At 43.4% G+C, this 23,303-nt stretch carries 23 protein-coding genes; 4 read left to right on the forward strand and 19 right to left on the reverse strand.

The features are described from left to right. The first annotated feature begins 14 nt into the window (after positions 1-14). Positions 15-1,040 (forward strand): LacI family DNA-binding transcriptional regulator, encoded by a 1,026-nt coding sequence (locus AEQ18_RS04620; protein ID WP_054115191.1) that lies wholly within the window; start codon positions 15-17, stop codon positions 1,038-1,040. 66 nt (positions 1,041-1,106) lie between these two features. Here the strand turns inward: AEQ18_RS04620 and AEQ18_RS04625 are convergent, their stop codons facing one another. Further along, entirely contained in the window at positions 1,107-2,072 is a 966-nt protein-coding gene (locus tag AEQ18_RS04625; RefSeq protein WP_054115192.1) for a ribose-phosphate diphosphokinase, read from the reverse strand. Between the two features lie 71 nt (positions 2,073-2,143). Beyond that, the gene (locus AEQ18_RS04630; RefSeq protein ID WP_054115193.1) at positions 2,144-2,683 is read right to left on the reverse strand and encodes a C39 family peptidase; all 540 of its coding nucleotides are present in this window, start codon (positions 2,681-2,683) and stop codon (positions 2,144-2,146) included. Positions 2,684-2,833: 150 nt separating this feature from the next. Between AEQ18_RS04630 and AEQ18_RS04635 the strand changes: the two genes are divergently transcribed. Next, positions 2,834-4,726 (forward strand): M13 family metallopeptidase, encoded by a 1,893-nt coding sequence (locus tag AEQ18_RS04635; protein ID WP_054115194.1) that lies wholly within the window; start codon positions 2,834-2,836, stop codon positions 4,724-4,726. Positions 4,727-4,792: 66 nt separating this feature from the next. Here the strand turns inward: AEQ18_RS04635 and AEQ18_RS04640 are convergent, their stop codons facing one another. The 5 genes from AEQ18_RS04640 to AEQ18_RS04660 all read right to left on the reverse strand — a co-directional run bounded on the left by AEQ18_RS04640 (position 4,793) and on the right by AEQ18_RS04660 (position 7,371). Continuing rightward, the gene (locus AEQ18_RS04640) at positions 4,793-5,092 is read right to left on the reverse strand and encodes a hypothetical protein (RefSeq protein ID WP_054115195.1); all 300 of its coding nucleotides are present in this window, start codon (positions 5,090-5,092) and stop codon (positions 4,793-4,795) included. Positions 5,093-5,094: 2 nt separating this feature from the next. Then, entirely contained in the window at positions 5,095-5,652 is a 558-nt protein-coding gene (locus tag AEQ18_RS04645) for a cysteine hydrolase family protein (RefSeq protein WP_054115196.1), read from the reverse strand. Positions 5,653-5,687: 35 nt separating this feature from the next. Further along, on the reverse strand, positions 5,688-6,383 hold the full coding sequence (locus AEQ18_RS04650; RefSeq protein ID WP_054115197.1) for a 5'-methylthioadenosine/adenosylhomocysteine nucleosidase: 696 nt from the start codon (positions 6,381-6,383) through the stop codon (positions 5,688-5,690). Positions 6,384-6,503: 120 nt separating this feature from the next. Continuing rightward, positions 6,504-6,800 (reverse strand): cell wall synthase accessory phosphoprotein MacP, encoded by a 297-nt coding sequence (macP, locus tag AEQ18_RS04655; RefSeq protein ID WP_054115198.1) that lies wholly within the window; start codon positions 6,798-6,800, stop codon positions 6,504-6,506. Beyond that, positions 6,793-7,371: an NUDIX hydrolase gene (locus AEQ18_RS04660; RefSeq protein WP_054115199.1), complete on the reverse strand. Its 579-nt coding sequence runs from the start codon at positions 7,369-7,371 to the stop codon at positions 6,793-6,795. Before AEQ18_RS04660 ends, macP begins: the two co-directional genes overlap by 8 nt. Positions 7,372-7,587: 216 nt before the next feature. Here AEQ18_RS04660 and AEQ18_RS04665 point away from each other — a divergent pair, with 216 nt between their 5' ends. Further along, positions 7,588-8,235: a 5-bromo-4-chloroindolyl phosphate hydrolysis family protein gene (locus tag AEQ18_RS04665; protein WP_054115200.1), complete on the forward strand. Its 648-nt coding sequence runs from the start codon at positions 7,588-7,590 to the stop codon at positions 8,233-8,235. Positions 8,236-8,335: 100 nt separating this feature from the next. Further along, positions 8,336-9,529 carry a toxic anion resistance protein gene (locus AEQ18_RS04670; protein ID WP_054115201.1) on the forward strand — a complete coding sequence of 398 codons (1,194 nt, stop codon included), beginning with the start codon at positions 8,336-8,338 and terminating at the stop codon, positions 9,527-9,529. An 81-nt stretch (positions 9,530-9,610) separates the two neighbouring features. On the opposite strand, the gene rbsK is transcribed toward AEQ18_RS04670, so the two are convergent. The 12 genes from rbsK to AEQ18_RS04730 all read right to left on the reverse strand — a co-directional run bounded on the left by rbsK (position 9,611) and on the right by AEQ18_RS04730 (position 23,291). Continuing rightward, complete coding sequence (gene rbsK, locus AEQ18_RS04675; RefSeq protein ID WP_054115202.1) at positions 9,611-10,492, reverse strand: ribokinase; 882 nt, start codon at positions 10,490-10,492, stop codon at positions 9,611-9,613. Between the two features lie 88 nt (positions 10,493-10,580). Continuing rightward, the gene (locus tag AEQ18_RS04680) at positions 10,581-11,966 is read right to left on the reverse strand and encodes an APC family permease (protein ID WP_054115203.1); all 1,386 of its coding nucleotides are present in this window, start codon (positions 11,964-11,966) and stop codon (positions 10,581-10,583) included. Positions 11,967-11,986: 20 nt separating this feature from the next. Next, complete coding sequence (locus tag AEQ18_RS04685) at positions 11,987-12,853, reverse strand: GRP family sugar transporter (RefSeq protein ID WP_054115204.1); 867 nt, start codon at positions 12,851-12,853, stop codon at positions 11,987-11,989. A gap of 137 nt (positions 12,854-12,990) precedes the next feature. Next, positions 12,991-14,028: a two-component system sensor histidine kinase SapS gene (gene sapS, locus AEQ18_RS04690; RefSeq protein WP_054115205.1), complete on the reverse strand. Its 1,038-nt coding sequence runs from the start codon at positions 14,026-14,028 to the stop codon at positions 12,991-12,993. Then, positions 14,025-14,699: a two-component system response regulator SapR gene (sapR, locus tag AEQ18_RS04695; RefSeq protein WP_054115206.1), complete on the reverse strand. Its 675-nt coding sequence runs from the start codon at positions 14,697-14,699 to the stop codon at positions 14,025-14,027. Before sapR ends, sapS begins: the two co-directional genes overlap by 4 nt. A gap of 154 nt (positions 14,700-14,853) precedes the next feature. Next, positions 14,854-15,057 carry a hypothetical protein gene (locus AEQ18_RS04700; RefSeq protein ID WP_054115207.1) on the reverse strand — a complete coding sequence of 68 codons (204 nt, stop codon included), beginning with the start codon at positions 15,055-15,057 and terminating at the stop codon, positions 14,854-14,856. A gap of 28 nt (positions 15,058-15,085) precedes the next feature. Next, positions 15,086-16,579, reverse strand: coding sequence for a phosphoglucomutase (locus AEQ18_RS04705; RefSeq protein WP_054115208.1), 1,494 nt, complete (start codon positions 16,577-16,579; stop codon positions 15,086-15,088). A gap of 100 nt (positions 16,580-16,679) precedes the next feature. Further along, complete coding sequence (locus AEQ18_RS04710; protein WP_054115209.1) at positions 16,680-17,174, reverse strand: methylated-DNA--[protein]-cysteine S-methyltransferase; 495 nt, start codon at positions 17,172-17,174, stop codon at positions 16,680-16,682. A gap of 136 nt (positions 17,175-17,310) precedes the next feature. Beyond that, positions 17,311-19,146, reverse strand: coding sequence for an ABC transporter ATP-binding protein (locus tag AEQ18_RS04715; protein WP_054115318.1), 1,836 nt, complete (start codon positions 19,144-19,146; stop codon positions 17,311-17,313). Between the two features lie 25 nt (positions 19,147-19,171). Then, complete coding sequence (locus tag AEQ18_RS04720) at positions 19,172-20,911, reverse strand: ABC transporter ATP-binding protein (protein WP_054115210.1); 1,740 nt, start codon at positions 20,909-20,911, stop codon at positions 19,172-19,174. 222 nt (positions 20,912-21,133) lie between these two features. Continuing rightward, positions 21,134-22,624: a PASTA domain-containing protein gene (locus AEQ18_RS04725; protein ID WP_054115211.1), complete on the reverse strand. Its 1,491-nt coding sequence runs from the start codon at positions 22,622-22,624 to the stop codon at positions 21,134-21,136. Next, a complete protein-coding gene (locus AEQ18_RS04730) occupies positions 22,617-23,291 on the reverse strand; it encodes an ABC transporter ATP-binding protein (protein ID WP_054115212.1) in 675 nt (224 codons plus the stop codon). The genes AEQ18_RS04725 and AEQ18_RS04730 overlap by 8 nt, the downstream gene beginning before the upstream one ends. Between the last annotated feature and the right edge of the window lie 12 nt (positions 23,292-23,303).

The raw sequence follows: 23,303 nt of genomic DNA on the forward strand, positions 1-23,303 counted from the left end.
AAGGAGGAGTAACAGTGAGTATAACGGTCAAAGATGTGGCCAAAAAAGCTGGGGTTGCCACTTCTACGGTTTCACGCGTCGTCAACAATCATCCAAGTATTTCTGAAGATACCAAAAAGAAAGTCCGTAAAGTGATGGCCGACATGGGGTATGTGCCCAATTTAGCGGCTCGAAATCTTGGCAAACAAATTTCCAGTGCGATTGGCGTCGTTTTGCCCCCCTTAGATTCCAAAGAACGGCTAGGAAACCCCTTTTACTTAGAAACAATAGAAGCCATCAACGAAGAGGCCCGTCATCACCAAATGACAGTTGCTGTCGCCTCTGCCCGAGATTTTGATACACTATTGAAAAATGTGGAACGTATGCATCTGCAAAAACAAGTGGATGGTTTTATTCTCGTCTACTCTGATGAGAAAGACCCAATCATCAACTACTTAGTTGAAAAAGAAGTCCCTTTTACTTTGATTGGTCATCCTTACAGCAATGAGGATAAAATCGTGTTTGTCGATAATGACAACCAACTTTTAGGAAAACAGGCGACCGAACATCTGATTGCTCAAGGCCATACCCGTATCTTGTTTGCCACTAACACCACCCATGAAAACCTCTATTTCGAGCGTTTTTTTGGCTACCAGAAAGCCATGATGCTAGCCAGTTTACCCTTCTATCCGGCGTTGACTTTTGAAAAAGCCGAGGATTATGTCACTTTCGAAGAAGTCATCAAGCAGGCACAAGCAACGGCTATCGTGGTCATCGATGATCTTTTTGCGGTAAGGATCATTCAATTGGCTGAAATGTACGGCATCAAGGTTCCTGATGATCTTTCAGTGATCAGTTTCAACAATTCGATTTTCGCGACCTTGACCCACCCCTATTTGACAAGTATCGATATCAATGTTTTGTCTCTAGGCAAAATCGCCACCGAGCGTCTGATGGCGCAATTGAATCACGAAGACTCCAATGGCGTGCAATTGGTCGTGCCGCATAAATTGATCAAACGAGAAACGGTCTTGAACTTGCATCATGTGGATCAAGTGTGACCATTCACGTCTCTACAAAAAAACAGCCACCAAATCAGCATTTGGTGGCTGTTTTTCTATGCTCTCTTATTGATAGTCTTTGCTTTCTAAACGGAATAACGGGCTCATCGGCGTGTTTTCATGGATGCGTTTGACCGCCTCACCCATGAGTTCAGCGCATGAGATATACTGTAATTTTTCTGGATGCCGTGCATCTTCTGTCCAACAAGAATCCGTCACACAAATACTTTCGATCAGTGAGTCATCAAGGATTTGCTTGGCCGGCGGTGAAAGCAATGCGTGAGAGGCACAGGCATAGATTTCAGTCGCTCCAGCTTCTTTCAATAGTTGGGCAGCTTTGGCCAACGTTGCACCGGTATTCAGAATATCATCGACCAAAATACATTTTTTCCCTACAACATCACCAATCACGTAGCCTTCTTGTGCTTCATCTTGATCAACGATCGCAATGGCTGTATCCAGATATTCTGCCAAACTGCGGGTTCTTTGAACACCGCTGTTTTTAGGCGAAACTACGACATAATCGTCTCCTGTCATCCCTTTTTGACGGTAATAATGGGCAAATAAAGGAATCGTGAACAAATTATCCACTGGAATATCAAAAAATCCTTGTACTTGAACAGCATGGAGGTCTAACGTCAGCACCCGAGAAGCACCTGCTTCAACGAGCATGTTCGCAATCAATTTTGCTGTGATCGGTTCATGCGGGTTTGCTGTACGATCTTGCCGTGCATAAGCATAATAAGGCAAGACCACGTTGATGGTTTTGGCACTAGCACGTTTCATCGCATCGATCATGATCAATAGCTCCAAATAATGGTCATTGACTGGTTCGTTGGTCGACTGGATGATATAAATGTGATCTCCGCGAACACTTTCTTCAATGTTGATCGCAATCTCGCCATCACTAAATTGTTTCACTTTCGATTTTCCTAGTTCTGTTCCGAACAATTTTGCGATTTTTTCTGCCAATGGCAGATTGCCATTCAAACTAAAAATCTTCAACGAACTATCTTTATAACTCTCGCCCATGATTGCCTCCAATGAATATGGTTATTTTTATCTATTCTAGCACAAATTTGCTGTTTTTTTAAGTCGCGGGATCAAGGTAATGTCACAGTGCCGTTCACCCAACTAGCTGGAATCACTTTCCTATAGTTCCCCCAATTGTCATGGACTTTAAAGAATCGTTCTCCTTTATCATTTTCTAAATAGGCGTAGGCAACCACCCAATGATTCCCATACGTGCTGCCCAATGGCTTCAAGATACCGATAATCACAGGTTTTCCTTGATCGATTCGCTTACAAGCACGTTGCCAGCCGCCAACCATCGTTGCGCGCCCACGATAAGGCAATTGAAAATGGGCAAAGTAACGACTCAATCCATGGGCAACTTGCCAAGAGATTGTCGGCAACCCATGTGGTTGGATCACCAATCGCAAAAACGCGGTCACAGCCGTGAGATCACGTTGATTTTTCTTGCGAAATGCTTGAGGAACGATGGACGCATCGATGTGATCCTGATAATAAGCCAAAAAAACAGCCGCTGCATATGTCCCGCACAAATACCCCGAGGGCGTGATCCATTGCCGATACAAACGAAATCGTTCTTCAGGGATGCCCTGCCATGTGGATTCTTCCATCTGCTTCACCTTCTTTGTTTCTATCTTTGTTTCTATTATACCTCAAAGGATCGAACAATCTCCTATCGAATCCTTATCTAAAGAAAAACTTTTCTTTGCGTCCTTTCGATTTTTGATTCATAATAGTAGAAAGCGAGAGGAGCGAAAGACATGACAACCCTGTTAAAAGATGATTTTTATGATTATGTAAACGGCGAGTGGATGGACACTGCAGTGATTCCTGCGGATAAACCTGCAACTGGCGGGTTTCAAGATTTGGTAGATGGCATCGACACATTGATGATCGCAGAATTCGAGAACATGGCCAAAGATCCCCATGCAACACCCAAAGGCCGGATGAAAGACGCGGTCGCTTTCTACCGGTTGGCAAGGGATTTTGCAACACGCGATGCTGCTGGCGGTACAGAAGTCTTACCTATCCTAGCAAAAATTGAAGCCTTAGCTTCTTATGATGATTTAAATCAGCAATTGGATCAATTTATCTTGGATGGTATCACATTGCCTTTCCAATTCGATGTCGATTCTGACATGAAGAACGCCAAAATGAATACATTACTCGTCTATCCACCAGCAACGATTTTACCGGATAAGACGTATTACACGGACAACCCGCAAGCAGAAGAAATGCTGCAAGTCTACTTTGATATGGCAGTAAAATTACTGGTGGCTTACGGCAAAGACCAAGCAGCTGCTGAATCCCTGGTGGAACAAGCGATTACTTTTGATAAATTGATTGCTCCCCATGTACGCAGTGCGGAAGAGAGTGCAGATTACAGCAAAAATTACAACCCACAAACATTGGATGCTTTTGCTGCACAATCTTCCCATATCGATTTCAAAACAACCTTGACTGCTTTACTTTCAGCCACCCCAGAATCCCTGATCGTCACAGAACCAGCATATTTCGAAGCATTCGATCATTTGCTCTCTTTGAGCCATTTCGATTTACTGAAAGGCTGGATGATCGTCAACCAAAGTTTGAAATATACGGCTTACCTGAGCGAAGAGATCCGACAATTAGGAGGCACTTACGGCCGCTATTTGTCTGGGATCGACGAAGCGATGCCCCAACAAAAAGCCGCCTACTATTTAACGATTGGTCAGTTCAGCCAAGTGGTGGGTGACTATTATGGTCGCAAATATTTTGGTGAAACAGCCAAAAATGATGTCAAACATATGGTAGAGACCATGATTGGTGTCTACCAAGACCGATTGACCAGCAATCAATGGCTTAGTCAGGATACCCGTGAAAAAGCCATCGTCAAATTAAACAATTTAGGCATTCATGTCGGCTATCCTGATCAAATCCCAGCGATCTACGATCAGCTGCATACGGATGAGACTTCTTCACTCTTACAAAATGCATTGCGCTTTGGCCGCTTATTCCGAGAAGACGGATTTAAAAAGTGGCAGCAGCCAGTTGATCGAAACGAGTGGGAAATGTCTGCCGCGACGGTCAATGCTTATTATCATCCGTTCAAAAACGTCATTGTCTTTCCGGCAGCCATTTTACAAGCACCATTTTATAGTTTGAAACAATCATCTAGTGCCAATTATGGCGGGATCGGGGCAGTCATCGCCCATGAGATTTCTCATGCCTTTGACAACAACGGTGCCAAATTTGATGAGTTTGGGAATTTGAATAATTGGTGGACTGAAGAAGATTTGGCCCATTTTAACACGTTGGCACAAGATATGATCAAAGCCTTTGACGGTGTACCATTTGCGGGCGGTACCGTGAACGGGACGTTAACCGTTTCTGAAAATATCGCCGATGCCGGCGGATTGAGTTGTGCCTTAGAGGCAGCTGAAAAAGAAGCGGACGTATCATTGGAAGACTTCTTTATCAACTGGGCAAAAATTTGGCGTACCAAAGCCAAAGAGCAGTATCAACAGTTATTGCTGTCGATCGATGTCCACGGCCCAGCAAAATTGAGAGCCAATCTTCAAGTTCAAAACATTGACGCATTCTACACGACCTTCGACATCAAACCAGGAGATCCTATGTATCTTGCTCCAGAAAAACGGGTCCATATCTGGTAAAAAAAAATCCATCACAGAAAACGGCATCAACCGTTTTCGTGATGGATTTTTTGGTTTATCAAACAATTATTGATTCAACGCTTTCTTTAACATAGCGATCACTGAATCAAATTGCGTATGGGCATTGACCACTTGATCGGCTTTTTGTCGGTTGCCACGGTCTTTCAAGAAGTCCATGATTTGATTCTCATCTTTGATACCAAGTTTTGCCATGAAAGCATCCAAGTCAGCAAAATCCGTATATTTTTTTAAAAAATCATTGTTCAGCAATCCTTTGATATCTAAATTGCCTTTTTGATATGCTTGATATAATCCAGTCAATTCACTAAAACTAAAATTTTCTTTCAGTTGATCCATCCATCCCATGACTATTCCTCCTTCGCTATGATTTTGGCGCCGAGTGTTTGTTCAAAATGGCGCAACGCCCATTCATGACCAACCGCATCGAAACTCGCGACTGCATCTGCATCAATCACCAATCGATAGCCTAAATTATATGCATCTACAGCTGTATGGAGAATACAAATATCTGTACAAACACCCGTTAAATATATCTCCGTGATGCCGCGTTCTCGCAACCGAATATCTAAATCTGTTCCACTAAATGCCGAGTAATGGCGCTTGTCGATCCAATACACATTTTCACGATCTTTTTGCGCTTCATACAATGGTGCCAACGATCCATACAATGCTCTGCCAGAACTGCCTGCAATATTATGTGGTGGAAACAACTGACTTTCCGGATGATAGTGATCCTCAGGGTCATGGCGGTCTATCGCAAAAACAACAAAATCCCCAGCGTCAATAAACGCTTGTGTCTGATCTACCAGCCGTTGTTCAATCGCTTGACCTGCTTGACCTGTAGTCAAACGGCCGTCATCAGCTACAAAATCAACTGTATAATCAATGGACAACAATGCTCTCATAAGAAAATCCTCCTTTTAGTCTAGTGCTGCTAGCCTCACTTTAATTGCTTAACAAAAGCCAGCACCATTTCAGCCGAACGTTTGCCCGCATCTAAAATAAAGTCATCAAACGATTGGGTGGCTCCATGATCTGCCGTGTCACTGATCGCCCGAACGATCAAGAAAGGGACATTGAATTGTTGCGCAGTTTGGGCGATCGCTGCCCCTTCCATTTCACAAGCCAACGCCTCAGGGAAGTGATCTAAAATAGCCGTAACTTTTTGCGGATCATTGATAAAGCTATCCCCTGTAACGATCAGCCCATTCTTCACAATATGATCAGTGGCTTCAGCTGCTTTCGTCATTTCACTGATCAAATAGCGGCTTGCTTCATAATACAAAGGCATTCCGCCAGGCAATTGGCCAAACGCATAACCAAAACCAGTGACATCAACATCAAAGTAAGCGACTTTATCTGAGATCACCAAGTCACCGACTTGCAAGCCTGACCCTATGCCGCCAGCAGACCCCGTATTGATCACCATATTGACACCATATTGCTGAATCAGCAAGCTCGTCGTGATCGAGGCCAACACCTTGCCGATACCAGAGCGTACCACGATCACTTCATGATTGCCGATACTTCCAGAAATAAATAGCGCACCGCCTCTTTCCCATGACAATGGTGTGGCTAATTGCTCTCTAAGTGCTTTGATTTCTTCATCCATTGCACCGATAATACCGATTTTCATACATATATCCCCCTTCAAAAATCCATACATTATACAAAGCAGCTATCATTAGGCCATATCAAACCAAATAACCCCCATATGAATCTCTGCATGCTTCTCTTTTATAATAAACGCAGCGAATTACAACAGAAAAATAGCCAAGCCAACAACGATCAACAACAAACCAACGATCACGATTGCTTTCATCAAAAAGCGATTCAAATCACGGGACTTTTGATTTTCTCCTGCCCGCGTTTTGGTGATATCCTTTGTTTGCTTACGTACTTTTCGATAATGGTTATCGATTTGCTTTTCTTTTTTCTGTAATTCTTTGTTGCTTTGTTTGGCGATCAGTTTTTGATTGCGTTCATTCGCCGCCTCTTCCTCTTCTTTGCGTCGCCGCAATTCCGAACGAGTGATCAATGGTTCTTTAGGCAAGGCCCTTCCTCCGTTTCAGTTCCAGCAATTCCCAATATTGCAACGCAAATAAAGTTTTGGCATCGCAAATCCTTCCATCTGCCACAGCAGCTTGCGCCTCTTCAAAAGTCAGTTCATAGATTTCTAACACTTCATCGTCATCTTGCGGCAACGGATTTTCCACTTTCGTGATCGCCGTGGCACAATATATGTGCAGGATCTCGTTGGCAAAACCTGGCGATAAATACATAGAATAAAGATGTTCAAGGGCATCTGGACGATAACCCGTTTCTTCTTCCAGCTCGCGGGCACCTGTCAATTCAGGTGTCGACCCTTCACCAGGATCGATTTTCCCAGCAGGTATTTCTAAGATGACCCGTTCCAATGGTTTTCTGAATTGGCGCACAAACACCATTTTATTTTCTGCTGTTAAAGCGATCACCGCAACACCGCCAGGATGAAAGACCAGTTCTCGTTTACTGGTGCCGCCATTTGGCAAAGCCACATCATCAATCACAACATCGATGATTTTTCCATGGAAGATCTCCTTGCGCTGGATCGTTTTTTCTTCAAAATCTGTATATTCAAGCATTTTTCTCCACCTAACCTTTACTCGTCTTATCTAACAAACACTTTAGCATAATTTGCCAAAAATATCTTCTTAAGAAAAGACAAGAAAGCTTATGAATTTACTAAATATCAGAATATCCACCCCAAGTCTGATATTTTTATCCGCTGGAACATGCTAAAATAAAGATGTCGAACAACCAAATCAACTTGTCCAACGATTTTTTTAGGAGGAGGAAAAATGAAAAAAAACATCCGGTTGATCGCTGGTGCGATCATACTCATTATGTTGCTGCTATTTGTTAGCGCAACTGGTACTGATACATTTACAACCTTGTTGTTGTTAGCAGGTATCGTTTTAATCGTGGTCGGCCTTAGAGGCCGCAAAGTCGAAGCCAATCCCCATGTGTTGCCTTCTTTGACCAAAGAAAGAGAAGCGCACTATTTGAAAAGCGGGATGTCGACACGTGAAATCGAACTATTTCGCGACACGATGAACCAAAGCAAACAGCAAATCGACCAACTGCAAAAAAACATTGCCCGCAACAATAAACTAAAAGCGATTGACTTGCGGCATGACGCTTTACGGGCATCGAAGGCGCTCTTTAAAGAATTGGTCAAGGAACCAACTAAGCTGCCATTGGCCAATCACTTTCTTTATACCCATTTGCCAAATATGGTCGATCTAACCGACAAATTCATCGAGATCAACGAACATGAGATCAAAAGTCGTGAAACCTATGAAAAAATCGAAGAAAGCACCCAGATCATCGAACAAATGGCCTCTTTGATCGCCAAAGATTACTCGCAATTTGTTGCAGATGACCTTGATGATATGGATATTGAGTTATCCATTGCCAAACAAAGCATAAAACGAGATAATGAATAGGGATAGATCTCACGCTTACATAAGCGAATCAGATCTAAAAAAAAAATCTAGCCCAGGCTAGATTTTTTTCGAAATGAACACATTTTTAGGAGGAGTTTCTATGAGTGATACACCTGATCAAATAAAACCAGTCAACGATACCCTTGATGATCTATTGAACAACCCATTTGCAACCCCTGTCGACACGTTGACAACGACACAACAAGCAGAGATCACTGCGCTGCAAGAACAACAACAAGCCCCTCGGCTAATCGACAAATTGCCGCCAGAAAGACAGGCACAAGCCCAAGAACTTGCCAACAAGATCGATGCCACTGACCAGCAAGCAGTCATCACTTATGGGGCAGCCGCACAGACGAAGCTCGGGGAGTTTTCGCAATCGATGTTAAATCATGTACAAGCAGCCGATATTGGCCCGGTTGGCGATTCATTGACAGAATTGATGTATCGCTTGCAAGAAGCCAATCCCGATGAATTGCGTGCGGGTGAAGGCAATCTATTCAAGCGGATGTTTGGCAAAGTCAAACAATCAATTTTTGAGATCACAGCGAAATATCAAAAAATCGGCGCCCAAATCGATAAAATCGCCGTCAAACTAGACAAAGAAAAAGATGGTCTGCTGAAAGACAACTTAATGCTGGAGCAGCTTTATCATAAAAATAAAGACTACTTTGACGCATTAAATATCTATATCGCAGCTGGGGAATTGAAAATGCAAGAATTACAAACCACCATCATTCCTGAAGCTATGAAGAAAGCTGAACAAACCAATGATCAAATGGATGTACAGATTGCCAATGACTATACTCAGTTTTTGGACCGTTTAGACAAACGGACCCATGATTTGCGCTTAGCACGTCAAATCACGATCCAACAAGCACCACAAATTCGTTTGATCCAAAACACCAATCAGGCTTTAGCAGAGAAAATCCAAGCCTCTGTCAACACAGCCATTCCATTATGGAAAAACCAAGTCGTCATTGCATTGACCTTGTTGCGACAAAAAGATGCTGTTACAGCACAACGACAAGTATCTGAAACAACCAACGAGCTGCTGAAGAAAAATTCTGAAATGCTTAAAGTCTCTGCAATCGAAACAGCCAAAGAAAACGAGCGGGGCATCGTCGATATAGAAACCTTGCAAAAAACGCAGAACGATTTGGTAGAAACCATCCAAGAAACATTACGCATCCAACGTGAAGGAAAAGAAAAACGTAGGGCTGCCGAAGTGGAATTGGGTCATTTAGAAGAAGATTTGAAAGACCGTCTGTTGGATTTGACGGGGAATAAATAAAGAATAAGCCAAAAGCAATATCAGACGTGCCCTGCACGTTATCTGATATGCGCTTTTGGCTTTTTTACTTAATTCAATAACCTATCCAGATAAGGCATCCAGATAAGGCATCCCTGTCTGTGCCCCTAGCTTTTGAACGGATAATCCTGCAGCTTGATTGGCAAATTGGATAGCTTCTGCCAAAGAAAGATTGCGACAGATTGCAGCAGCAAAAGCGCCATTGAAGGTATCCCCAGCACCTGTTGTGTCCACGACTTGCTCTTTTGTCAATGACATAGCAGGGACCTTGCACACCGCTTGGCCATCATGATAGATGGCCCCTTGCGCACCCAAAGTCACAATGAGCTGATTCGGATACTTTTGTACCGCTTCTTCAATCGACAGCTCTGAAAATAAGGCCTTACATTCTTCCTCGTTTGGTGTAAGATAAGTGATTTGACCTATGATTTCTGAGTCAAGTTGTGTTGCTGGTGCTGGATTATATAAAACGGGGATCCCTCTCTCACAGCACCTGTCAATCAGTGCGCGATTGACCGTTTGAGGAATTTCATTTTGCAGAATAACCATTGACAAATTTTCCCAGTCAATCAAGCACTGTTGAATAAAAGATGCAGTTAGCTGCTGATTGGCAGCCGGCACAACAATGATCCGATTATCTCCTTCAAATAATGTAATGTGCGCTGTTCCTGAAGCTGACGCTGGGATTTTGGTGACATGATCCGTTTCGATCTGATTGTCTGTTAAGTTGTTGATCAACTGTTGACCCAATGGATCATCACCCACTGCGCCGCAAAAGGCAACTTCCACCCCTGCGCGTCTCGCAGCGACAGCTTGATTGGCCCCTTTGCCACCAAAAAATTGTTTGAACTGCGTACCAAATACCGTCTCGCCTTGTTGCGGTATTTGTTGTGTTTCAACTACATAGTCCATAGATAGACTACCTACGACCAAAATTTTTGGCATTTTTTCTCCTCCCCAAAATCATATATATAGTTAGTTTATCATATTCCCTTAGGCTATGATAAACAGCAAAAAAAGAGTCAGCCTAAAGCTAACTCTTCTCCTCATCTTGCAACGCACTATGCCGGTATCCATACACAAAATAAATCACCACACCAATCACCAAAGTAATCGCAAAAACGATCCAAGTGGTCATTTGCAGACGGGTCATCAAAAATAGACAGCTAGCCACGGAAAGCAATGGCAGAACTGGAACAAAGGGGACTTTGAATTCCCCTTTCTTTGGTTCTCCCAACATGTTGCGCAGTTTGATAATACCTAGCGACATTAAAATCAAATACGACAATGCGGCAATATTGGTCAACTCAGCCAAAATATTCAATGGAAATGCGGCAGCAAAGAACAAGGCAAAGGCCCCAGCAACATAGGTCGCTTTTTTGGGCGTTTGCTGCTTTGGATCTACCTCTTGCATAAAACGCGGCAGCAATCCATCTTTGCTGATTGCATACAACAAGCGTGCCAATGAATACATCATAGCAATCGTGACTGTTAAGAGTGTCAAGATCGCACCGACGGAGATAATCGAACCGACCAATCCGTGGTTGATATAACGCATCGCAAATGCTACCGGATCACTAACACCTAATTCAGTATACGGAACGATACCTGTCAAAATCAGTGTCACCACGATATATAAAACAGTGGCGATCGCAATCGAGCCAATAATCCCTCTGGGAACATTTTTCTTGGCATCCTCGACTTCTTCCGCCGCCATTGCGACCGCGTCAAACCCTAAGAAAGCAAAGAACACCAAAGCAGCACCATTAAAGACACCTGAGAAGCCAAACGGCATAAAGGGCTGCCAGTTGCCCGGCTCGACGAAAAATACACCAAAGATGATAAATAAGGCAATGATCGCAAATTTGACCCAAACCATCGCATTATTCAATCGCAAGGCTTTCTTCGCCTCTTGGCTCACCCATAAAGTGACAAAGACGATCACCAAACCAGCAATCAAGTCAATATACGTCCCTTTACTTGGGTCATACCCCGCAGTCAGCGCCGTAGGCAAATAAATCCCGGCACTGGCTAAGAATCCTTGGACATATCCGGACCACCCTGAGGCCACCGAAGAAACAGCCAATAAAAATTCACAAATCAGGAACCAACCAGCCAACCAGGCAATGAATTCCCCAAAAACGACATACAAGTAAGAATAAGCGCCTCCCAAAACCGGAATACGAGAAGCAAATTCTGCAAAAGACAGACCTGACAACACCACCACGATCCCGGCAATCACAAAGGACAAAATCAGTGCCGGTCCTGCATACTCAGCAGATGCCGCCCCGGTCACAACAAAAATCCCCGTACCAATAATGGCGCCAATCCCCAGCATGATCAAATCTTTTAATTTCAATTCTTTCTTTAGGTTTGTCAAACGTTCTGGTTGTATGACCTTTTTACGAAATAAATCCATGGTTCCTCCTGAAATTTACGTTACGCCGCTTTCATATATCCCAGCAAGACGCCGCCAATGATCACCAGCAAACAGCCAATGACAACATAACGCAATTCTTTTTTGGTTTTCTTTTCTCCTAGAATGAAAATACCGCCCAGCGTTGAAATAATGATGCCCATTTGCGACAATGAAAACCCAACTGCCAAACCGACTTGTTGTACAGTGATCAACATACACACATTCCCGACGCCCCACAGCAAACCAGACAATGTATTCTTCCAAACATAGCGATCCACCGTCGTTTTGCGTAATGCGAACAAACTGGCACCAATCAGCATCCCGATACTTTGAGGCAAAATAATCGCCAACGGATCGATCCCTGCCCAAGTGATAATGATCGTATAGGCACCATAACCAATCGTAGAAGAGATCAAAGCTCTGAATCCTTTAGGAAAATCGAGCATTTTGTTTTCTGTTTCTGGCGCTTTTTCTCCATCTTGTCGTGCCGTCAAATACGCACCTAGCACCAACAAGATCAAGGCACAGATGCCTAACAAGTAATCGCGGGTTTGTGTCCATTCAGCAAAAAAGACCGCCCCTGCCACAGTATTCAAAATCAACTGCATCCCTGTTGACAACGGCAAACCTACAGAAACACCTAAATGTTTCATGCCATGGAATTGGCCATTTTGACCGACAGACCAGCATAAACCTGAGAGTAAACCAATGATGATCACTTTTCCGTCAATCGTAGGCATCGTGACAAAAAACACAATCAGCGAAAAGACAAATGCACCAATCGTCATCCCTAGTGTTTGTTGATTGGCATCGCCTCCAAGTTTTCCACTGACTAAACCGATGCTGCCCCACGCGAACATAGGGATTAAAGCTACAAGTATTTCCATTTTATTCATCCTTACTATTCAGTTTTTAGTACACAAGGGTAAGTGTATCAGTGAAAACGTTTAAAGGACAAGTTATAATTTGCTGAAAACAATGTGAAAATCAGGCGTGATACTGTACCTAGCCAATCCTCATTTTTCTAGCGAATTTCTTCATAATAGCTTAATAAAGGGAAAAATAAGGTCATGGTTGTGCCTTTTCCAACAGTAGACGCGGCAGTCAGTTCAATCCCTAACTCCTTGGCCAGATTTTTGGCTAAATATAAACCTAATCCTGTAGAGTGGGTGTCGGTTTTACGCCCATTTTCACCTGTGAACCCTTTATCAAAAATACGGCGCAGGTCTTCTGGGGGAATACCAATACCAGTATCGATCAATCGCAAATACGTACCTTGTGGATCTTTATCGATTTGAATCGTCAGCTGGCCATTATCAGGCGTATATTTGACCGCGTTGCTCACCAACTGGCTAAAAATAAAGGACAGCCATTTTTCATCTGTCAAGATTGACTGATCATCTCCCACGACTTTATAATGCAAATTCTTTTGGATAAAATAGTTGGCCTGATTGCGCAATACAGGTTGAATCACTGATTTTATCGACACTTCTTGAACCAGATAGTCCTTCGAAAAACTATCTAATCGGGAAACATATAAAACTTGTTCGACGTAAGCATCGATGCGGTTGAGTTCATTCTCTAATAAGATAAATTTATCGTCAGGAATATCAAACTCCACTGCATGGAGCAATAAACGAGAAGCGGCTAGTGGCACTTTGATCTCATGGACCCATGAATCAATATACTCCTTTTGCTCTTCTTGATTGCCCACGACTTGCTGCATCAACTCTTGATGCTCGCTAATCAATTGATTGATATAGCGTTCGATCCGCTCTTCTTCGACAGAGCGCGCCCCTTGCAGATAATTTTGCAATAAATTTTCGCCAGATCGCGGCGTGAGTTTTTGCCAAAAACGACGCTTTGCCAAAAAACTGACCGCCAAAAAAAAGACCAGCAAGACACATTGCATCAAAAATAGGTAGCCAACAGTTCCCCAGTCTAATGGTGAGTGGGGGATCAACCAAAAGACCAACACAGTCAAAACAAAGAGAATCAACCAAGCGGCCAGCAGCAGCCAACGATCTTTGAGAAAGCCAATCAGCGTTTTTAGATGGCTCATGGCACAATATACCCTTGACCCACTTTGGTTTCAATATAACCTGCAGTCCCTGTTTGTTCGATCTTCCGACGCAATCGGTTGATATTGACGGTCAAGGTATTGTCATCCACAAACCGCTCATCATCCCACAATGCCCGCAGGAGTTTTTCACGACTTAAAATCTTGCCATGATTCTTCATTAAAATATAGAGCAAGCGATACTCGTTTTTGCTCAAATCGATCGTTTCATCATTGATCGACATACTGCTATTGTCAATATTCAACGTCAATCCGTTATGGACCAATGTTTCATTGCTGCTCTCAACATAATTATACGACCGACGCAGCAACGCATTGATTTTTGCGATCAAAACATCGATCTCAAAGGGCTTAGTCACAAAATCATCGGCGCCCATATTCATCGCCATGATCATATCCATATTGGTATTGCGGCTAGAAATAAAAATGATGGGTACTTTCGATGTTTCTCGAATTTTTTGGCACCAATAATACCCATCAAACACCGGTAAATTGATATCCAAAAGAATCAATTGGGGATTTTCTGCTTCAAAATCGGCGCCTACTTGATGAAAATCTGTCGTGCCAATCGTATCAAATTGCCATTTTTCCAATTCCTCCATGATCAACTGACGAATGACAACTTCATCTTCTACTACCATGATTTTAGCCATAAATATGCATGCCTCACTTTTTTCGAAAATACTTTCCTTAACTGTATCAAAAAATATACCTGAAAGCGAACAATAATCGCTCATTTAACCAATAATAAAAGACCCGCCATCCATATGGCGGATCTTTTCGGTTCTCTCTTCCCTGTTGTGTAAGTTACTCAATGATTTCTACGGTATCGATCAGCAATTTTCCAACGAATAATAAAATACCGTCTAAAAACAGCACACTCATATTGATCCCTAGCAACATTGAGAGTTTTTCTATGACATCGATATGGGGCCGCTGCTTCAAATAGCGTATCAAAAAGAAATTTGTTCCGTAAGTCACCAACATGATCAAACCCATTACCATCACCATTTTTTTCCCTGCATTTCTATGACGTATTTTATTCTGACAAAAACGACCGTAATTGACTTTGATCAATCGCTGGATACTGATTGAAGAAGTCGCCGACTTTCTGGGCAATGGCCGGCAAATACCCTGCAACATCATTTTCGATCTGCAACACGAGTAACGGCTCGTGTAAACTCATCCGTAACAAAAACCAGCCTTTGCCATATGGTTCTGCTACTTTAACACGTATGCCTTCTTCGTTTTCAGGATCAATGACCCAACCTTCTTGATTGAATGCGCCAAAATCAGCGATCACTTGACGACCATACCGCTGATATTCTGGCGTATTGATCTTAAAGCGCAACTCCTGGGTCTCCAACGGCTGTTTCAGTGTCGCGATCAAATCCTCCAGCGAGGTGTCTTGTGCTTGGAGTTCCGGCAAAATCATAAGGATCTTCGCGATCACATATGCACCGTCATCTAGAAAATAATTTTCTTTAAAGGCCGCATGACCGCTAGTTTCAATCGCTAACTGGGCATCTTCTCCTGCATTGTTCAAGGCAATGGCTTTGTTGATCACATTGCGGTAACCGGAAATATAGCGTACTTGTTGTCCGCCTAACGATTCAATGAATCGTTTCAAATGATCTGAGGTAGGGGAGTTGGTCACGATCTTTGTACTAGGATGCTCGGCCAACACGATTTTACTTAACACCGCAATCATATTGTTGCGATTCAAAGGGGCACCGCTTTTAGTGACTACTGCTGAGCGATCAACATCGGTATCAAAAATGATTCCAAGATCCGCTTGCTCTCTCAATACAGCATCAGTGATGCTTTTCATCGCTTCTTGATTGTCCGGATTCGGGATATGGTTTGGAAAATGCCCATCCGGTTCTAAAAATTGTGAGCCATTGGTATCTGCGCCTAATGGAAGCAACACTTTTTCGGCAAAAAAGCCGCCTGCCCCATTTCCTGCGTCAACGATGATTTTCAAACCTGATAACGGATGCGCCTCAGTTGTCCCCATCCCCTGACGGATCTTAGCCACTAGATCCTCTGCGTAAGGTGTGATCAAATCTTTTTGCTGATAGGTGCCTAGCTCATCCTTAGGTTGTGGTTGGCTATGGCTTAAGATGTACTGGATATCGGCTTTTTCTGCACCGCCTTCACGACTGAATACTTTAATGCCATTAAAATAATAGGGTAAATGACTAGCCGTCAGCATCACCCCGGCATCACAAGCAAAATCTGGAAATTGGGTACTCATAAACATCGCAGGCGTCGTTGCCAGTCCGCAATCGATCACATCAATGCCTTCAGCTTGCAGCTGGGTCATCAATGCCTGTTGCAGGGCCTCTCCGCTTAAGCGGCTATCTCTGCCCACTGCCACCCGAAACGGACCTGTGCCCTTACTGGCTAACCAGTGATGCAATCCTGATGCCACTGCTGCCACTGCTTCTTCTGTCAATGTCACTTCTTCATCAGCAGTTGCTATTGCAATCCCCCGAATATCAGAACCATTTTGTAAATCCATAAACGTCATCTTCGCCACCCCTTCTTGTAACCGGAATCATCTTCATTATACCAGACAGTTGCTGAAATGGGTGGGCTTTTTAGTATTTTTTACCTTAAATCAGTTTATGTTACATCTTATAAGCGATTCCTTCTAGTGCCAATAAGCGTTGTTTGGTCGGTAAGCCGCCGCGATAGCCTGTCAACCGCCCATTTTTTCCTAATACACGATGACAAGGGACCAGAATCATTAATGGGTTTCTGCCAACAGCATTGGCTACTGCCCGCGTTGCTTCTGGTCGCCCGATTTTTTGCGCCAACCCACTGTAACTGATCGTTTGCCCATAAGGAATCTCAGTCAATGCTTGCCAGACTGCTTGTTGAAATGGTGTACCAACAAAGTCGAAGGGAAGGTCAAAGGCGATTGCCTCTCCAGCAAAGTATCGTTGGAGCTGCAGCTCGATTTTGCTATTGATTTCATTGCCCTCGTGGAGCACTGCCTGTGGAAAAAACTTGATCCATTCATCATGGGCTGCTTCTTTTCCAAAATAGACATAGCCTTTTTCTGTTCGAACAGCTTCATACGTTTCTTCATTCATGTGGATTATTTGTCGTGTGAAAGTCATACAGCACCTCTTCTTGTTTGCTTGAGCGCTCAGTTGATCTATAGTGCCCACAACCAAACGCTTTTTCTCTAGTATACACAAACCGACGATACGGCACAAAAAAACAGCGGCTTTTCTGATACGCCGCTGTTTTTGCTTAATCTAATTCGATTTTACCGGTATACAATTGGTAGTAGGTACCTTTTTCGGCTAGTAGTGTATCATGGGTCCCGCGTTCAATGATGCGTCCATGATCCATCACCATGATGACATCAGAATTCTGGATCGTTGATAAGCGATGCGCGATGACAAAGACAGTGCGTCCAGTCATTAAGCGATCCATCCCTGTTTGCACGATGCGCTCTGTTCGCGTATCGATGCTTGAAGTTGCTTCATCTAAGATCATCACCGGCGGATCGGCAATCGCTGCTCTGGCAATCGCCAGTAACTGGCGTTGCCCTTGGGACAAGCCATCTCCATCCCCTGTGATCACCGTATCATATTTTTGCGGCAAATGGTTGATAAACATATCAGCGTTCGCCAACTGGGCCGCTGCTAATACTTCGTCATCTGTTGCATCTAGTTTACCAAAGCGGATATTTTCTCTGATCGTCCCGGTAAACAAGTGGGTATCTTGCAAAACGATCCCTAATGAACGGCGCAATGATTCAAGCTGGATTTTTTCGATATTGATTCCGTCATAGCGGATTTTTCCTTCTTGGATCGTGTAAAACCGATTGATCAAATTTGTGATCGTGGTCTTGCCAGCGCCGGTCGCACCAACAAAGGCCACTTTTTGACCAGGTTCTGCAAACAAATTGATATCTTGTAAGACCATTTTGTTATCGACATAACCAAAGTCAACTTCTTCAAAGCGCACATCACCAGTGACTTCTGTATAAGTGATCGTGCCATCTTCATGGGGATGTTTCCACGCCCATGTCCCAGTGCGTTCTTGGGTTTCTACCAGTTGCCCTTGTGACCACTTGGCATTGACCAATGTCACATAGCCTGTATCCACTTCAGGCGTTTCATCTAAGAGATTAAAGATCCGCTCGGCACCTGCCAATGCCATGATCACAAAATTGATTTGTTGTGACACTTGACTGATTGGGCCATTCAATGAGCGGCTTAATTGCAGAAAAGAAGCAATCATCCCTACTGTCAATCCAGACACGCCATTGATTGCAAACAGCCCGCCGATAATGGCGATCAGCACATATTGAATGTTCAAAAGATTCATCATGATTGGCATCAACGTATTGGCATTGACATTGGCTTTGGTCGCACTTTCTTGCAGTTGATCATTGAGAGCATCAAATTCAGCCATCACAACTTTTTCATGGTTAAAGATTTTCACGACTTTTTGACCATGCATCATTTCTTCAATGTAGCCATTGACTGCACCTAAATCTCGTTGTTGGGCACCAAAGAAACGCCCGCTTTTTCGTGAAACCAGGCGGATCACATTCAACATCAAGACAATAGAAAGCAAGACGAAGAGTGTCAACGGCAAACTAATTGAGAACATCGCAATAAACACGGAACAAAATGTTACTGCTGCCATCATCAAATTAGGAATACTTTGCGAGATCATCTGACGGAGTGTGTCTGTATCATTGGTGAAGTGACTCATGATATCGCCATCCGAACGTGCGTCAAAGTAACCGACTGGCAATGATTGCATATGGGTGAACATTTGATCACGAATCTTTTTTTGCGTCCCTTCACTGATTTTGACCATCATAAAGTTATAGACCAATCCAGCCAAGATCCCAATCAAATAGATGATCCCCATCTGAATGATTGCTTGCAGCAAACTGCTGAAATTAGGATTACTTTGCCCCAACAATGGCGCGATATGATCATCGATCACCACTTGTAAGAAGAGCGAGCCGCGCACGTTGGCAAACGCGCTTAATAAAATCATACACATCACGATCAGCAATTGGCCTTTGTAATCCCCAAACATGGTTTTTAACAACCGTTTCATCGTTCCTACTGGATTTGCTGCTTGTCTATTCTTCACCTTCACCAAATCCTTTCTGTTGGGAATGATACACTTCTTGATAAATCGTATTGTTGGCTAGTAATTCATCATGCGTGCCAATTCCATTGATTTTACCATCATCCATGACGATGATCCGATCGGCATCCTCAATCGAATTGATTCGCTGCGAGATGATGATCGTTGTCGTCCCTGGAATCTCCCGTTTCAATCCTTCGCGAATACTGCGGTCTGTCTTTGTATCGACAGCACTCGTAGAATCGTCTAAGATCAGGATCTTGGGCTTTTTCAACAGGGCACGGGCAATCGTCAGCCGTTGTTTTTGACCACCAGAAACATTGTTTCCGCCTTGAGAGATCATGGTCTCATATTTATCCGGAAATTCTTGGATAAATGGGTCCGCTTGAGCTATCGTTGCTACGCGACGAATTTCTTCATCAGAGGCATTTTCGTTGCCCCAACGCAAATTGTCATTGATCGTTCCGCTGAAAAGCACATTATTTTGCAGCACCATGCTGACTTGATCTCTTAAAACGGCCAAATCATAGTCACGGACATCATGACCGCCGACTTTGACATGACCTTCGATCACATCATAGAGCCGGGGAATCAACTGAACAAGGGACGATTTCCCACTCCCTGTTCCACCAATGATCCCAATGACTTCTCCTGAAGCAATCTCAAGATTGGCTTGCTCCAAGGCCAATTTGTCTTTGTCATTCGCATAACTGAAACAAACATTTTCAAACACGATAGAACCATCACTGATCGTTGTTAGCGGCTCAGCGTTATTTTTTAAATCACTTTCTTCATCCAGTACTTCTACCACGCGCTCCGCAGAGGTTCTAGCAATCAAGATTTGAACAAATGCCATCGACATCATCATCAAACTCATCAAAATTTGCATCGTATAGTTGAACATACTGACCAATTCACCAGTTGTCAGACTACTTTGCTCTACGATCAGCTGAGCACCAAACCAAGACAGCAGCAGCATGCATGTATAGACTGAAAATTGCATCAATGGCATGTTGAAGGAAACGATTCGTTGCGCCAGTGTGAAGTTGCGATAAACATCCTCTGAGACTTTGTCAAAAATCTCTTCCTGCTGTTCTTCTCGGACATAAGATTTAACGACCCGCACACCTTGCAGATTTTCCTGCACCACATTATTCAACTTGTCATAAATCCGAAAGACTTTCAAAAACAACGGGTGTGCAAATTTGATCACCAACGCTAAACCAATCGTCAAAATCGGCAGTACGACCAGATAGATCGTCATCAGTTCTGGACTAATCGTACTAACCATTACCAAAGAAAATATCAACACTAACGGACTGCGTACAAGAATGCGGATAATCATTTGATAAGCATTTTGAACGTTGGTGACATCTGTTGTCATCCGCGTGATCAAACTAGCCGAAGAAAAGCGATCAATATTTGAAAAAGAAAAATCTTGGATCCGTGTAAATAAGTTATGTCTTAAATTACGAGCGAACCCAGCGGAAGCGATCGCCGCTGTTCGTCCACCCAAAGTGCCTAGCAGCAACGCCAATAAAGACAATAAAAAAAGCAAGCCACCATCTCGCAGAATTACGCTGGCGTCTCCTTTTTCGATCCCTTGGTCAATCATCATCGCCATGATCAAGGGCATGATCACATCCAATGCCACTTCTCCCGCTACATATACGGGGGTCATCAGACTGTCTTTTTTGTAGCTGCCCACATTTGCGAGCAATTTTTTTATCATTATTTTCTTCCCTTTCTGTAAATGGCATCAAACACCGATTTTATTGTTACATCAAGTTTACTGTATCACTTCTCCGAATACAAGCTTCTGGTTTGCTCTTTTTTTGAGAATATTTTCTCAAAAATCTGCCAACCTTTGTAAGAAGAGACAACGGTCTTTAAAAGCGACTGCCTGAGCCGTTTTTAAAGACCGTTGCTTCATTTATTTGCTTATAGCTTTCGTTTACGCCCCAGAATCGACAGTGTCTGTTTCTTCAACAGGTGCCTCCGCTGGCGTTTCTTCCGGCACAGTAGTAGCTGCTCCTTGCAGATTGCCACGACTGATCCCAATCGTGATCCATGTTTCTAAAGGAATGAATTCGCCATAGCGGCTCATTTCCACGACCGTTCCTTTCGGTTCTGCAGAATCAACATAGTAAATATCATAGTAAATATACGCGCCTTTAGACTTGTATTCATCAAAGAACAACTTCGGCAGATCGCCTTCTGTTGCTTGCAAACGTATATCTTTCAGATAAGGTTGTCCTAGTGAATAAACGACCTGCACTGTCGGCAGATTATCGCCTTCGCCATATTCTTTGCCTGCTTCGACCGATTGACTGATGAAACTGCCATACGAAACGTTGGTGGCATAGATCGTTGACACTTGAACGGGGATCTTAGATTCTAATCCTTGGGCTTCTTCGATCGTATATTGAGAGAAGTCTGGCACTGTCATGGCTTCCCCTTTGGATACTTTCACAAGGAAGGTGTCTCTTTTCGCTAGCTTACTGCCTTTGACCGGTTCCTGTGACACCACTAGATCCACCGCGACATTATCAGAAAATACCGCTTCTTCTTTGTAGGTCAACTCGTTCTTTTTGGCCCATTCTGCCGCTTCGGCTTTCGTTTTGCCCGTAAAATCGGTGACTTCGATATTTTTCTCGAAGACTTCTTTGCCTTTAGAATAATAGACGCTTAAGCGATCTTTCCGGCGATAGGCTGTCAAATCCAATTCTTTATTGTTGGCTTCCTGCTTGATAAAAGCATTGGCTTTAACGGTATCATCAAATTGTTCGATCAAGGAAATATTCTCCGCTTTGTTGTCCTCGATCCATTGTTTGGCTGCCGCCGTTTCCATCTCAGCAAAATCAGGCAACGTCAACTGTTCTTCTGGATCTGGACCAAGACTAGCTGTTACTGTCAAAGTCGCCCCTTTTTTGATTTTTTTGTCTGCAGCTACATCTTGATCAATGATTTGATTGGTATCCAGCTCAAAATCATAGACTTGCTCGACCTTAAGGGTCACCCCTTCCTCATTGCCCCAGGTGCGTGCATCCGAAAGATTGCTTGCTTTAAAGTCAGGGACTGTGACATGGGTCATTTGATAATACACGATACCAATCACCACCGCTAGAAGGAGGGAAAGTGCCGCTATGATAAAGATCTTTTTCCGTTTTCGCTTTTTGTACGTTGGGTCAAACTCTGTTTCTTCCTGACCAAAACGGCTCACAGATTGCTTGTTGCTGTTTGCTTGTTCCTCGTCCTTGGCCTCACGACGACCAGTAGGCTTGCTTCCTCGCCGACTTCCCGTGGTCTCTGGATCGTTTGCGGGCACAGGCGTTTCTTCCTGCGCAGGTGCTTGCGTGTGTGTTTCTGGTTTGTCTTGAGGTGTCGGTTCTTGCTTTTTGCCATCATACTTATCTGGACTGAAATTGGATAAAAAATCACTCATGACTGCTTAACACACCTTTACGAAGATACAAGACTTCATCGGCTTGCTGGGCAATCTCATTGGCATGGGTCACGACGATCACACACTTGTTATGAACATGGGCCAAATCCTTGAAGATATCAATGATTTCCTGTTCCATGGCTTCATCTAAGTTTCCTGTTGGCTCATCTGCCAAAATAATGTCCACATTGGTGGCTAACGCGCGGGCGATGGCGACACGCTGCTGTTCTCCACCAGAGAGTTGATTGACTAGCCGATTGGCTTTTTCTTTCGTGATGCCAATATAATCCAATAAATTATAGGCAACTTCTTGTTGATTGTCTGGCAACTTGTTTTTGGTGATCGACATCGGTACCAGTACATTTTCGACAGCACTTAAATAAGGAATCAAATTGTAACTTTGGAAGATGATACTGATATCGTCCCGACGGTAATTTTCATGACCGATTTTTTCGATGTCGGTGCCTTCAAACAAGATTTCACCCGTTTTCGGGCTGTCTAAGGCACTGATCAGAGAAAGAAAGGTGGTTTTCCCAGAACCAGATTGACCTAAAATTGCGTAAAATCTGCCTTTTTCAAAGGCAACTGAGGTTTCTTTCAGGATGTAGCGGCGTTGATCCCCGTCTTGGTAATAATAATCGACTGCTTTGGTTTCTAGTAATGTCATGGTGTTTTTCCT

Origin of the sequence: Enterococcus sp. RIT-PI-f, assembly GCF_001297065.1 — a bacterium.
Classification (GTDB): domain Bacteria; phylum Bacillota; class Bacilli; order Lactobacillales; family Enterococcaceae; genus Enterococcus_D.